The organism is Streptococcus infantis (genome assembly GCF_047465525.1).
GTDB classification, from domain to species: domain Bacteria; phylum Bacillota; class Bacilli; order Lactobacillales; family Streptococcaceae; genus Streptococcus; species Streptococcus infantis_R.
On the sequence record NZ_JASGZS010000002.1, the window covers coordinates 64624 to 78298 of the forward strand.

Genomic DNA, 13675 nt, shown 5'->3' on the forward strand with positions numbered 1-13675 from the left:
AAAGAAAGGGCCTGAGTTCATTACTCAAGTCCTTTTTTATATTTACATAAACTGGGCGATAAAGACCACGATGATAATAATTGGGATGATAAAACGAAGAAGGAAGAGCCAGACTTGGAAAAGTCCTTGTTTCCATGGTTTTTCATCAAGATGGAGTTCCTCCATAGCGAGTGCTTTTTTGAAGACATAGCCTGTAAAGAGAGACAAGCAGAGGGCACCAAAGGGCATGAGGAGATTAGAAACCAAGAAGTCCATGGCATCAAAGAAGGTCTTCCCAAAGATTTGAACGTCTGCCATGACACCGTATGATAGGGCTGAAGGGATACCAAATACAAAAGTCAAAACCCCTAAAATCATACTCCACTTAGCACGTTTACGATTGTCTTGGTTGGTGATGTTGCCTACATTGATTTCCAGCATCACGACAGAAGAAGTGACTGTCGCAAAGAGGAAGAGCAAGAGAAAGAGAATATAGAAAATACTTCCAAAAGGCATCTTGTCAAAGAGTTGGGGTAGAACGATAAAGAGGAGACTAGGACCACCTTCAGACTGAATATTGAAGGCTGACATAGCTGGGAAAATAGCTAGTCCTGCCATGATGGATACAGAGATGTTCATGGCAACGATGGACATACCTGATTGGACCAGGTTGGTTTTCTTATCCAAGTAAGAAGCATAGGTCAACATGGCTGTAACCCCGAGGGATAAAGCAAAGAAAGATTGTCCCAGAGCATAGAGGAGTCCGGCGCTTGTCAGTTTTGAAAAGTCAGGTTTGAGGAAATAAACTACACCTTCCATGGCATTTGGCAAGCTGAGAGAGCGCCCGATGATAATGACAAAGATGATAAAGAGCAGGGGCATCATAACTTTCGAAGCTCTTTCAATCCCTTTTTGAACTCCCTTAGATACGATAAAGATGTTGAGGAAGATGAAGAGGGCTTGGGAACCAAGAGCAATCCATGGATTTGAAATAATATCTGTGAAGAGCTGGGCATAATCACTGCTAATCCCAACTTGGAAGGCTTTAGCAATAGCGATACCTAGATAGACTAAAACCCATCCTCCAATAACACTGTAAAAGGATAAGAGAATGAAAAGGGCAAAGGCACCGATCCAACCAATAAAATTGTAGTTCTTGTTATCACCCAATTTTCCAAAGGTTTTGATTGCTGACACGCCAGCGCTCCGCCCAAGGGCAAACTCCGCCAAGAGGAGAGGAAAGCCAATCAATAGTGTCGAGATGAGAAAGACAAGTAAAAATCCACCTCCACCATTGGCTGCAGTCATGTATGGAAACTTCCAAACGGCTCCAAGACCAATAGCGGAACCAGCAGACGCAAGGATGAAGCCCAGTTTCGAGCCCCATTGCGATTTTTCAGACATAGTAAAACTCCGATCTATTTTTTAAAATAAGAAAAGGCTACTTGAGTTGTCAAATAGCCTTCTCTCAATGGCTCTTTATGAGCTTTTTATTTGATTGATAGACTTGATTATCCTATCATGATTTTTGAAGTCTGTCAAGAAAATCAATTTTACGTCTTCATAATTCTTAAAAAAATACTTGACTCTCCCCAAAGGGGAGGGTATATACTAATTATGTGAGGTGGAAATCATGTACCATATCAAAGAAGCTGCGCAGCTTTCAGGTGTCTCTATCAAGACCCTTTACCATTATGATAAGATAGGACTCTTGGTCCCATTAAAGTCAGAAAATGGCTATCGAACCTACAGTCAAGAAGATTTAGAACGACTACAGATTATCCTCTATTACAAGTATCTAGGTTTTTCTTTAGAAAAAATAGCAGAGCTATTGAAGGAAGAAAAGACGGACTTGTTACCACATTTGACGAGACAGTTGGATTACCTGACTCGAGAAAGACAACATCTGGATACCTTAATTTCAACCTTACAAAAAACCATACAAGAACAAAAAGGAGAAATAAAAATGACCATTCAAGAAAAATTCACTGGATTTAGCTATCAAGACAATCAAAAATACCACCAAGAGGCGGTAGAAAAATATGGCCAGGAAGTCATGGACCAGGCTCTCGAGCGTCAAAAAGGACGAGAGGATGAAGCTACAACAGCCTTTAATCAAATCTTTCAAGCCTTGGCACAAAATCTACAATCTGGTCTGCCGATAACAGCATCTGAAAACCAAGAGGAAGCAGCCAAACTCTTGCAAGCTATTCGTATATATGGATTTGACTGCTCTATGGAAGTCTTCGGTCATATCGGAAAAGGCTATGTCTATAATCCAGAGTTTAAGGAAAACATTGATAAGTTTGGACAGGGAACAGCCCAGTACACATCAGATGTTATTGCCCACTATGTTCGAACTCAGACAAAATAAAGATCGGCGGAGAGACCTCTGCCGATTTACTGTTATTTGAGTTGGTAAGACCAGTCTTCACCATCCTTGTAGTAAAAGAACTCACTGAGATCTTCTTCAAGAAAAACACGAAGCATATCAGACATATCCTCAGTAGCTAGTTTAAGATGAGATAGATTTTCAAAATCCTCCCACCAGACTTTTCCTTCGTCTGAAGATTGGAGCTCACCAGCAAAGTGTTCAGTTTTGTAAAAGAGGACAACATAACGATAATCTGCATCATCATACCAATCTTTGATACCGCAGAGTTGGGGTTTAGAAATGGTCAGACCAGTTTCTTCTTTCACTTCACGAATGACAGCATCGACAAAGGATTCGCCACGTTCAACATGGCCACCAGGAAAAGTAATGCCAGGCCAGTTAGGACTAACTCGATCTTGAACCAAAACCTTGTCCCCATTTTTAATCAAGCACATGTTGACAAATTCGACTGATTCTCTTCTATCCATCTTATTTGTCCTATTTTGTTAGTAATTTTTCTACCACGTTTAACTTTCGCATGGTCAGATCAACGCCGAACAGCTTTTCGAGATAGTTGGTATTAAGCTTTTTTCGTTTTGCAGTTCTAGGGAGATAGAGGTAAAGACAATGGTTGCCGATACAAATTTCTTCTTCACCATAGTCAATATTCAATTTTTCTAATGGTAGACTTTGGATAGCATTCTGGAAAAGAATTATATGTATACGGTCATAAAGATAGTGTTCTCCAAACGGATTTTCTTGGACAATTTTTGTAAAATCACTCTTATTTTTAATGACCATTTTCAAGTCGGCTCCGATTTTTTCTTTTATTAGAGTATGGACTTGTTCTCGTATTTCTTCTATGGCTAAGTCGCTTTCAAGAATAATATTTCCACTTTGAATATAAGTTCGAACGTGTTGGAAACCAGCCTCTGTTAAGATATCTACCAGATAAGACATTTTAGGGATAGCATTTTGTCCATTCGGTGTAACACCTCTCAGTAAAATAATATGTTCCAAAATAGCTCCTTTCTTATCCAATATCTTTAGATACTATATCATTTATAGTTCTAGTTTGAGCCTGCCACCCAGCCGGTGCAGAGGGCGGAAGTGATGTTAAATCCCCCCGTATGGGCATTGATATCTAGTACTTCGCCAGCAAAGTGGAGTCCAGGCACTAGCTTACTTTCCAGCGTTTTAGGATTGATTTCCTTGAGACTAACGCCACCTTTAGTTACAAAGGATTTAGCTAATGACATTTTGTCAGTTACAGGGATTTTAAGAGCCTTGATGGACTGGACAAGTTGGTCGCGTTCCTTTTCTGTTAGTTGTTTGACTTTTTCAGGATATCCTTGGACAAAAAATTCTGCCAATCGTTCAGGGAGCAAGGTTTTTAAGGCATTTTTCAAGGATTTTTCACGGTTCTCTTCTAAAAAGTCAACTAATTCTCTCTCAGAAAGTTGTGGCAAGACATCTAGTGAAAGGACTTCCCCACCCTTGACAAAGCTAGACATGCGTAGTGCAGCAGGTCCTGACAAACCAAAGTGGGTAAAGAGCAGGTCATGGGTGATGACGTGCTTGCCATAGCTTAGGGTTACATCGTCTAGGGAAATTCCCTGCAAGGCCTTATGCGGGAAATCAGTCAACAATGGACTTTCAGCAGCTTCGAGTTCGGTAATAGTATGTTTGAAATGGCGGGCGATTTCATGACCAAAACCAGTAGAGCCAGTAGAAGGATAGGATTTTCCACCTGTTGTGACAATGAGTTTATCACAAGTAAAGATTTGATCTGCAGACTTCAGGACAAACTGGTCGTCAATCTTTTTAACAGAAACAATCTCTGTTTGAGTGGCAACTTGCCCACCTAGCTCCATGATTTTCTTTTCCAGTGCTTCGATAATGGTCCGAGATTTGTCGCTGGCTGGAAAGACACGCCCGTGGTCTTCGACCTTGAGTTTTACGCCATTTTCAGTAAAAAAGTTGATGATATCATGGTTATCAAACTGGGAAAAGACACTGTATAGAAAGCGGCCATTTCCAGGGATGCCAGCTAATAGGTCATCTAGAGTTCCATTGTTGGTCACATTGCAGCGACCACCACCAGTACCCGCTAATTTTTTTCCAAGTTTTCGATTTTTTTCAATGAGGAGGGTTTTCTGCCCATAAAAGCTACTGGAAATGGTAGCCATCATACCAGCCGGGCCTCCCCCAATTACAATAGTGTCAAAATGTTTCATAAAAGTATTGTACCATAAAAAAGACGGAGGGACAGAAATCGGTAGATCAAGTTTTGCATGATAGTACCTAGTCCCGTGAATCTTTATCAAACCCGTGGCTTCTTCAAACTTATGTATTGACAAGATGAAATTGTCAGTACAAAAGTCTACTCTGCTACAGTAGAAAAGATAATTGCTGATAAAAATTGAGGTCGGGACATTGAATCCCGACCTCTGTCTTATATAAATTAGTCAATTTCATATCCCATGAGGAGTCCACCTTCTTCTGCATAAAAACTGCAGAGTCCAGAGGTTGGGATAATCTTGATTTCAGCTTGTGGGAATGTTTCACGCACACGTTCAGAGAGCTGTTGGCAGAATTTATCATTACTGCGGTGAGCCATGACGATACGTCCACCAGCATAGCCAGCTTTAATTAATTCTTCATAGGCAGCTTGAAGAGATTTTTTAGCACCACGAGCCTTTTGGAGGAGTTCCAAGGTTCCAGTTTCACTTGCTTCCCCGACCATACGAATATTAAGGAGCCCAACAACTGTACCGATCAGCTTACTCAAGCGACCATTCTTAACGAGGTTATCAACCTTAGCGAGGACGAATAGTAACTTAGTTTTTTCTTGGTAGGCAGTAATAGCTTTAACCACTTCTTCAAAAGAAAGTCCTTGGTCAATCAAATCATTGATTTTTTCTACGATAAGGTCAACTTCTCCACCAGCAGACAAACTATCAATGACATGAATCTGAGTATCAGGATGTTCTTCGAGATAGAGATTCTTAGCTAATTGAGCGCTGTTTTGACTACCAGAAAGAGTTCCGGTAATGGTCACTACAAAAATATGTTTTGCACCCTCGAATGCTCGCAAGTAATCATCAGGGCTAGGACAAGCTGATTTTGAAGCTTCAGAAGTTGCATACATGGTTTCCATCATTTTGTCAATATCAAGACTAGCATCGTCAATAAAGACTTGATCAGCCACTTGAATGGTTAAGGGAACACTGATGAATTCAGTATCAATTGCTGGATTTGCCAGTTGACGATAATCACAACCAGAGTCAGCTACAATCTTCCAAGTCATAGAAATTCTCCATCTTTATCACTTATACATTGACAAAGGTTCTGTCTTTTTTTACAATTATATCATGAAAAATCTTAAAACAAAAGTCTCGTCACTCTGTTGTCACAAGTAGAAAGGAAGTGTTATGGCCGAACGAAGAATTTCTGAAAATTCGCTTGAAAATCTCAGAAAATCAAACAAAGAATCCAATTTACTGACCAGAGAAGCTATCGAAACAGCTCTTTTGCAACTTTTGGAGAAAAAGGAGTTGACAAAGATTAGCATTTCCGAATTGGTAAAAAGAGCTGGGGTCTCCCGTGCAGCCTTTTATCGAAACTATGACTCCAAAGAAGAGATTTTAGAAAGCGTCTTTAAACGCAGTGTCCATAATATCATGGAGCAGCTGAGTCATTATGATGTCAAAACGGATCTCTATCTGGTTTGGGTTCATCTCTTTCGTGAAGCCAGAAAAGAAGCCAAGGTTATTCAGCTTGCCCTGGACTATCACTTGGAAAAAATATTTGTGCAAGCTATGCAGGAATTTTTGGAAAAATATTATGGAAAATCAAAGGGTGTTAGCAGTTATCTGCATTCTTTTTGGAGTTCTGCCATCGTATCAGTTTTGCTTAAATGGATCAAGGATGGAATGAAGGTTCCTGCTGAAAAAATTGCAGATTTACGCCTACCATTTTTCAAAAAATAGATCAGGAGGAGAGAAGTTATGACAGAAAAAAGACTGGCTTGGGATGAGTATTTTGCTGCTCAAGCCCTATTGATTGCCAATCGTTCAACCTGTAAACGCGCCAAGGTAGGAGCTGTTTTAGTCAAGGATAATAAGGTTATTTCAACAGGTTATAATGGCTCTGTATCAGGAACGGAGCATTGTATTGACCATGACTGTTTGGTGATTGAGGGCCACTGTGTCCGCACTCTTCATGCTGAGGTTAATGCTATTTTACAAGGAGCCGAACGTGGCGTTCCAAAAGGATTTACAGCTTATGTGACCCATTTTCCTTGTCTTAATTGTACCAAGCAATTACTTCAGGTAGGTTGTGAACGTGTCGTTTATATTAACCAGTATCGTATGGACGACTACGCCCAGTATCTCTATCGTGAAAAAGGGACTGAGTTGACACATTTACAACTTGAGACAGTACAAGCAGCTCTTCAAGAAGCTAACTTGATTTAAAAATTAAAAAAAAAGATGGTTTAGAAGGATTTTTAAACCATTTTTTGATATAATAAGAAGAATAAATTGAAAGAAGGAATTCAGAAAATGGGAAAACTTGAAGTCATTAATCATCCACTCATTCAACACAAATTGTCAATCTTGCGTCGTACAGACACTTCTACAAAAGCTTTTCGTGAATTAGTAGATGAAATTGCTATGTTGATGGGATATGAAGTACTTCGTGATCTTCCGCTTGAAGACGTTGAAATCGAAACACCTATCACAAAAACAGTTCAAAAACAATTGGCTGGTAAAAAATTGGCAATTGTTCCAATCTTGCGTGCAGGTATCGGGATGGTCGATGGGCTATTGAGCTTGGTTCCAGCAGCCAAAGTTGGACATATTGGTATGTACCGTGACGAAGAAACTCTTCAACCAGTAGAATACTTGGTAAAATTACCTGAAGATATCGACCAACGTCAAATTTTTGTGGTTGACCCTATGCTTGCAACAGGTGGTTCTGCAATCTTGGCTGTTGATTCCCTCAAAAAACGTGGAGCATCAAACATCAAATTTGTCTGCCTTGTATCCGCTCCAGAAGGTGTAAAAGCTCTTCAAGAAGCTCACCCAGATGTAGAAATCTTTACAGCAGCTTTGGATGAACGTTTGAACGAACATGGCTATATCGTTCCAGGTCTTGGTGACGCAGGAGACCGCTTGTTCGGTACTAAATAAGATTCTAAGCATAAACTAAAACTGTTCATTGGTTTTAGTCTCGAAAGGAGGTTGAATTTTTGTGTCTGTTTTTAGGATAGAGCAAAGATTTGACCTTTTTTGACCAAAAAGATATAATAGACCTGTATTGAGTCGTTTGACTAAGAAAAATTGAAATCAGAAGGAGAAATGAATGATTCCTGTAGTTATTGAACAAACAAGTCGTGGAGAACGTTCATATGACATTTACTCACGTCTTTTAAAAGATCGTATCATCATGTTGACTGGTCCAGTTGAAGACAATATGGCCAATTCAGTTATCGCCCAATTGCTTTTCTTGGATGCTCAAGACAGCACTAAAGATATCTACCTCTATGTTAATACACCAGGTGGATCAGTTTCAGCTGGTTTAGCAATTGTAGATACTATGAATTTCATTAAAGCAGACGTACAAACGATTGTTATGGGTATGGCTGCCTCAATGGGAACTATTATCGCATCAAGTGGTGCTAAGGGCAAACGCTTCATGCTTCCAAATGCAGAGTACATGATTCACCAACCAATGGGTGGTACAGGTGGTGGTACACAGCAAACAGATATGGCTATTGCTGCTGAGCACTTGCTTAAAACTCGTAAGACTTTGGAGCAAATTCTTGCAGATAATTCTGGTAAATCAGTTGAGCAAATCCATGCAGATGCTGAACGTGATTACTGGATGAGCGCTCAAGAAACACTTGAATATGGTTTCATTGATGAAATCATGGCTAATAATTCTTTGAATTAATCTTTTGAAGCAAACTCGACTGAGTTTGCTTTTTTTGATATAATGGTAAGAAGATTGTTAGAAGGAAGTTGTAATATGTTTCAAAAAGAGAATCGGTCTGGTCTGATTATCTACCTATACTATAATCGTGATGCAAAAAAACTCGATAATTATGGTGATATTTGTTACCACTCTAAAAAACACCGTTATCTGCAACTTTATGTCCCAACAGAAGAAGTGGAAGAACTGGTTAGCCGTTTAGGAAAAGAGAGATTTATCAAAAAAGTGCGACGATGCCATATCCAAGAATTGGAAACTCCCTTTGTTGGTAGTCTCTACAGAAATAACGAAAACGTTATCATGTAAAAATTAAGATAAATGTGTTGACAATTTTCAGATAATTCGGTATATTCTTAACATGCTATTTATTTAAGAAATAAGGAGACAAAAAAGATGAAGAAAAAATTTGCCTTATCACTTGTAGCTCTTGCAAGTGTAGCTGTTTTAGCAGCTTGTGGAGAAGTGAAGACAGGAGCTTCAAATTCAACTGGTAACCCAGTGGATGAGAAAGTCGTAAAAATCGGTTTCAACTTTGAAGAAACTGGTGCTGTAGCATCTTACGGTACATCTGAGCAAAAGGGTGCTCAACTTGCAGTTGATGAAATCAACGCAGCAGGTGGTATCGATGGAAAACAGATCGAAGTAGTCGACAAAGATAACAAATCAGAAACTGCTGAAGCTGCTTCTGTTTCAACAAACCTTGTGACTCAATCTAAAGTAGCAGCTATCGTAGGACCTGCAACTTCAGGTGCAACCGCAGCAGCAGTAGCAAATGCTACACAAGCTGGGGTTCCATTGATTTCTCCAAGTGCTACTCAAGATGGTTTGACAAAAGGTCAAGATTTCCTTTTCATCGGAACATTCCAAGATAGCTTCCAAGGAAAAATTATTTCTAACTATGTTACAAACAAGTTGAACGCTAAGAAAGTTGTCTTGTATACTGATAACTCAAGCGACTATGCTAAAGGAATTGCAAAATCATTCCGTGATTCATTCTCAGGCGAAATCGTAGCAGATGAAACGTTTGTATCAGGTGATACTGACTTCCAAGCAGCTTTGACAAAAATCAAAGATAAAGACTTTGATGCAATCGTATTGCCAGGTTACTACACAGAAGCTGGTAAGATTGTAAACCAAGCTCGTGGTATGGGAATTGATAAACCAATCATTGGTGGTGATGGATTCAACGGTGCAGAGTTTGTTCAACAAGCAACAGCTGAACGCGCATCAAATATCTACTTCATCTCAGGTTTCTCAACTACTGTAGAGGTTTCAGCAAAAGCAAAAGCCTTCCTTGAAGCTTACCGTGCAAAATACAACGAAGATCCTTCAACATTTGCAGCTCTTGCTTATGACTCTGTTTACCTTGTAGCTAATGCAGCAAAAGGTGCAAAAACTTCAGTTGATATCAAGAACAATCTTGCTAAAACACAAAACTTCGAAGGTGTTACAGGTCAAACAAGCTTTGATGCAGATCACAACACTGTGAAAACAGCCTTCATGATGACCATGAATAATGGTAAAGTAGAAGCGGCAGAAGTCGTAAAACCATAATTATAGATACAGGAAATGGGGAATGAGCTTTTACTCACTCCCTGTTTCGGTGTTTATGAAAGGATTATTTTTTTATAAAAATCCTAAAAAATAAAACTTAGAAAGAGTGAACCATATGCTTCAACAACTTGTCAATGGTCTAATCTTGGGGAGTGTCTATGCGCTGCTAGCCCTAGGTTATACTATGGTTTATGGAATTATCAAGCTCATTAACTTTGCCCACGGTGATATTTATATGATGGGTGCTTTCATGGGTTATTTCTTGATTAATTCCTTGCAATTAAATTTCTTTGTAGCCTTGATCTTATCGATGATCGGAACGGCAATTCTCGGTGTTATCATTGAGTTTCTTGCTTATCGTCCATTACGTCATTCAACTCGTATTTCTGTATTGATTACAGCCATCGGGGTTTCCTTCTTACTGGAGTATGGGATGGTCTATCTGGTAGGCGCCAATACACGTGCCTTCCCTCAAGCAATCCAAACAGTTCGTTATGACTTGGGACCAATTAGTCTAACAAATATTCAATTGTTGATTTTGACTGTCTCACTTGTTTTGATGGTTCTTCTACAACTCATCGTGCAAAAAACCAAAATGGGGAAAGCCATGCGTGCCGTTTCTGTAGATAGTGATGCTGCTCAGCTGATGGGGATTAACGTGAACCGTACAATCAGTTTCACCTTTGCATTGGGCTCAGCTCTAGCTGGTGCAGCGGGTGTCTTGATTGCACTTTACTATAACTCTCTTGAGCCATTGATGGGAATGACTCCAGGTATTAAATCATTTGTGGCTGCCGTTCTTGGTGGTATCGGAATCATCCCTGGTGCAGCTCTGGGTGGCTTTGTTATTGGTCTTTTGGAGACATTTGCTACTGCCTTCGGAATGTCAGATTTCCGTGATGCCATCGTGTATGGAATCTTGCTCTTAATCTTGATTGTTCGTCCAGCTGGTATCCTCGGTAAGAATGTGAAAGAGAAGGTGTAAACAATGAAAGAAAATTTAAAAGTTAATATTCTATGGTTATTCCTTTTGTTGCTTGGATATGGTTTGATTAGCCTATTGGTTTCAGTAGGAGTCTTGAACCTTTTCCATATTCAGATTATTGAACAAATCGGTATCAATATTATTCTAGCAGTAGGTCTTAACCTAATCGTTGGGTTCTCTGGTCAGTTTTCACTTGGACATGCTGGATTTATGGCTATTGGTGCCTATGCAGCAGCTATTATTGGTTCTAAATCTCCAACCTATGGTGCATTCTTTGGAGCTATGTTGCTCGGTGCCATTATTGCTGGTTTGGTTGCCTTGGTAGTTGGAATTCCTACCCTACGTTTGAAAGGGGATTATCTCGCGGTTGCGACACTTGGTGTTGCTGAAATTATTCGTATCTTCATTATTAATGGTGGAAGCCTTACAAACGGTGCTGCTGGTATTTTGGGGATTCCTAACTTTACAACTTGGCAAATGGTATACTTCTTTGCCGTGATTACAACGATTGCCACTCTCAATTTCCTTCGCAGTCCTATCGGACGTTTAACCTTATCAGTTCGTGAAGATGAGATTGCTGCTGAGTCAGTAGGGGTAAATACAACAAAAATTAAAATCATTGCTTTTGTTTTTGGTGCTGTTACTGCAAGTATCGCAGGTACTCTTCAGTCAGGATTTATTGGATCAGTCGTACCAAAAGATTATACGTTTATCAACTCTATCAATGTCTTGATTATCGTTGTGTTCGGTGGTTTAGGTTCCATTACAGGGGCAATTGTTGCGGCAATCGTGCTTGGAATCTTGAACATGCTCCTTCAAGACGTGGCTAGCGTTCGTATGATTATCTATGCTTTGGCCTTAGTACTCGTTATGATCTTCAGACCAGGTGGTCTTCTTGGGACATGGGAATTGAGCCTATCACGTCTCTTTAAAAAAGGTAAGAAGGAGGGACAAAACTAATGGCATTACTTGAAGTAAAAAATTTAACCAAACATTTTGGTGGTCTGACAGCCGTTGGGGACGTCACTCTCGAATTGAACGAAGGTGAACTTGTTGGTTTGATTGGACCGAATGGTGCTGGGAAAACAACCCTCTTCAACTTGTTGACAGGTGTTTATGAACCAAGCGAAGGGACAGTAACCTTGGATGGTCACTTGTTAAATGGCAAGCAACCTTATAAAATCGCATCTCTTGGTTTAGGGCGTACCTTCCAAAATATCCGCCTTTTTAAGGACTTGACAGTTTTGGATAACGTTCTAATTGCATTTAGTAATCATCATAAACAACATGTTTTTGCAAGTTTCTTGCGCTTACCAGCTTTTTATAAGAATGAAAAAGAATTGAAGGCTAAAGCCTTAGAATTACTAAAAATCTTTGATTTGGATGGAGATGCTGAAACTCTAGCTAAAAATTTAGCCTATGGTCAACAACGTCGTTTGGAAATTGTTCGTGCTCTTGCTACAGAACCTAAAATCCTTTTCTTGGATGAGCCTGCAGCGGGTATGAATCCACAAGAAACTGCAGAATTGACTGAGTTGATTCGTCGCATCAAGGATGAATTCAACATTACTATTATGCTGATTGAACATGATATGAACTTGGTTATGGAAGTTACTGAGCGTATCTACGTTCTTGAGTACGGTCGTTTGATTGCTCATGGAACACCAGATGAAATCAAGAGTAATAAACGTGTTATCGAAGCTTATCTAGGAGGTGAAGCCTAATGTCTATGTTAAAAGTTGAAAACCTCTCAGTACACTATGGTATGATTCAAGCTGTACGTGATGTGAGCTTTGAAGTAAATGAAGGAGAAGTTGTTTCCCTTATCGGTGCAAACGGTGCTGGTAAAACAACCATCCTTCGTACCTTATCAGGCCTTGTTCGTCCAAGTTCTGGTAAAATTGAATTTTTGGGACAAGAAATCCAAAAGATGCCTGCACAAAAAATTGTGGCATCAGGACTTTCTCAAGTACCAGAAGGACGTCACGTCTTCCCTGGTTTGACAGTTATGGAAAACTTGGAGATGGGAGCCTTTCTTAAGAAAAATCGTGAAGAGAATCAAGCAAATTTGAAGAAAGTCTTTTCACGTTTCCCTCGTCTAGAAGAACGTAAAAACCAAGATGCAGCTACCCTTTCTGGTGGTGAGCAACAGATGCTTGCTATGGGACGCGCGCTTATGTCAACGCCTAAGCTTCTTTTGTTAGATGAACCTTCAATGGGGCTTGCACCAATTTTCATCCAAGAAATTTTTGATATCATCCAAGATATTCAAAAACAAGGTACAACCGTTCTTTTGATTGAGCAAAATGCCAATAAAGCACTAGCCATCGCAGATCGAGGCTATGTTCTTGAAACAGGTAAAATCGTTCTTTCAGGAACAGGTAAAGAACTCGCAGCATCAGACGAAGTTAGAAAAGCATATCTAGGTGGCTAAAAAGGTCCGGGGGACCTTTTTAGTCGGCGGATAAGGATTACGTAGTAATCTTCGCATAGTCTGGGAGACTAGTTTAGGTTGCGAATAAGGATTGCGCAAGCAATCCACATTAGTCCCTAGGACCTTTTTAGTCGGCAGATAGAGATTGCTTGGCAATCATCAGATCCACTGGATTGTTTTAGTCACTGGATAAGGATTACGTACTAATCTTCGTATAGTCTGGGAGACTAGTTTAGGTTGCGAATAAAGACTGCCAAACAAATTACATAATCATAAGATTGAGGGTCCTAATATAGGGCTCTTTTTATAGTATTTCAGAGTTTTCAGAATCTTGAAAAAGAGATGAAAGCGT

16 protein-coding genes are annotated in these 13675 nt (G+C 39.8%); 11 read left to right on the plus strand and 5 right to left on the minus strand.

Annotated features, from left to right (window positions below; genetic code table 11):
- Positions 1 to 42: 42 nt before the first annotated feature.
- The gene (locus QM374_RS01055) at positions 43 to 1383 is read right to left on the minus strand and encodes a sodium-dependent transporter (protein WP_414310631.1); all 1341 of its coding nucleotides are present in this window, start codon (positions 1381 to 1383) and stop codon (positions 43 to 45) included.
- 229 nt (positions 1384 to 1612) lie between these two features.
- Here QM374_RS01055 and QM374_RS01060 point away from each other — a divergent pair, with 229 nt between their 5' ends.
- Entirely contained in the window at positions 1613 to 2353 is a 741-nt protein-coding gene (locus QM374_RS01060; RefSeq protein ID WP_414310632.1) for a MerR family transcriptional regulator, read from the plus strand.
- Between the two features lie 32 nt (positions 2354 to 2385).
- Here QM374_RS01060 and QM374_RS01065 read toward each other — a convergent pair whose 3' ends face one another.
- The 4 genes from QM374_RS01065 to QM374_RS01080 form a co-directional block, all read right to left on the minus strand.
- Positions 2386 to 2841 carry an 8-oxo-dGTP diphosphatase gene (locus QM374_RS01065; protein ID WP_414310633.1) on the minus strand — a complete coding sequence of 152 codons (456 nt, stop codon included), beginning with the start codon at positions 2839 to 2841 and terminating at the stop codon, positions 2386 to 2388.
- Between the two features lie 10 nt (positions 2842 to 2851).
- Complete coding sequence (locus QM374_RS01070) at positions 2852 to 3373, minus strand: DUF1697 domain-containing protein (RefSeq protein WP_000400057.1); 522 nt, start codon at positions 3371 to 3373, stop codon at positions 2852 to 2854.
- Between the two features lie 50 nt (positions 3374 to 3423).
- Positions 3424 to 4590, minus strand: coding sequence for an NAD(P)/FAD-dependent oxidoreductase (locus tag QM374_RS01075; RefSeq protein WP_414310634.1), 1167 nt, complete (start codon positions 4588 to 4590; stop codon positions 3424 to 3426).
- Positions 4591 to 4817: 227 nt separating this feature from the next.
- The gene (locus tag QM374_RS01080; protein ID WP_414310635.1) at positions 4818 to 5663 is read right to left on the minus strand and encodes a DegV family protein; all 846 of its coding nucleotides are present in this window, start codon (positions 5661 to 5663) and stop codon (positions 4818 to 4820) included.
- A gap of 124 nt (positions 5664 to 5787) precedes the next feature.
- Between QM374_RS01080 and QM374_RS01085 the strand changes: the two genes are divergently transcribed.
- From QM374_RS01085 to QM374_RS01130, 10 genes are all read left to right on the plus strand, one after another.
- Positions 5788 to 6345: a TetR/AcrR family transcriptional regulator gene (locus tag QM374_RS01085; protein WP_000840874.1), complete on the plus strand. Its 558-nt coding sequence runs from the start codon at positions 5788 to 5790 to the stop codon at positions 6343 to 6345.
- Positions 6346 to 6363: 18 nt separating this feature from the next.
- Positions 6364 to 6831 (plus strand): deoxycytidylate deaminase, encoded by a 468-nt coding sequence (locus QM374_RS01090; protein ID WP_414310636.1) that lies wholly within the window; start codon positions 6364 to 6366, stop codon positions 6829 to 6831.
- 87 nt (positions 6832 to 6918) lie between these two features.
- The gene (upp, locus tag QM374_RS01095; RefSeq protein WP_000517029.1) at positions 6919 to 7548 is read left to right on the plus strand and encodes a uracil phosphoribosyltransferase; all 630 of its coding nucleotides are present in this window, start codon (positions 6919 to 6921) and stop codon (positions 7546 to 7548) included.
- Positions 7549 to 7720: 172 nt separating this feature from the next.
- A complete protein-coding gene (gene clpP / locus QM374_RS01100) occupies positions 7721 to 8311 on the plus strand; it encodes an ATP-dependent Clp protease proteolytic subunit ClpP (RefSeq protein WP_000613459.1) in 591 nt (196 codons plus the stop codon).
- A 75-nt stretch (positions 8312 to 8386) separates the two neighbouring features.
- Positions 8387 to 8656, plus strand: a complete 270-nt coding sequence (locus QM374_RS01105) for a YlbG family protein (protein WP_414310637.1) — start codon at positions 8387 to 8389, stop codon at positions 8654 to 8656.
- Positions 8657 to 8743: 87 nt separating this feature from the next.
- Positions 8744 to 9904, plus strand: a complete 1161-nt coding sequence (locus QM374_RS01110; RefSeq protein ID WP_281334786.1) for an ABC transporter substrate-binding protein — start codon at positions 8744 to 8746, stop codon at positions 9902 to 9904.
- Between the two features lie 115 nt (positions 9905 to 10019).
- Positions 10020 to 10889, plus strand: coding sequence for a branched-chain amino acid ABC transporter permease (locus tag QM374_RS01115; RefSeq protein ID WP_000941435.1), 870 nt, complete (start codon positions 10020 to 10022; stop codon positions 10887 to 10889).
- Positions 10890 to 10892: 3 nt separating this feature from the next.
- Entirely contained in the window at positions 10893 to 11849 is a 957-nt protein-coding gene (locus tag QM374_RS01120) for a branched-chain amino acid ABC transporter permease (protein WP_000662278.1), read from the plus strand.
- Positions 11849 to 12613 (plus strand): ABC transporter ATP-binding protein, encoded by a 765-nt coding sequence (locus tag QM374_RS01125; RefSeq protein ID WP_049503117.1) that lies wholly within the window; start codon positions 11849 to 11851, stop codon positions 12611 to 12613. The genes QM374_RS01120 and QM374_RS01125 overlap by 1 nt, the downstream gene beginning before the upstream one ends.
- The gene (locus QM374_RS01130) at positions 12613 to 13323 is read left to right on the plus strand and encodes an ABC transporter ATP-binding protein (RefSeq protein ID WP_045763246.1); all 711 of its coding nucleotides are present in this window, start codon (positions 12613 to 12615) and stop codon (positions 13321 to 13323) included. Before QM374_RS01125 ends, QM374_RS01130 begins: the two co-directional genes overlap by 1 nt.
- Positions 13324 to 13675: the final 352 nt, after the last annotated feature.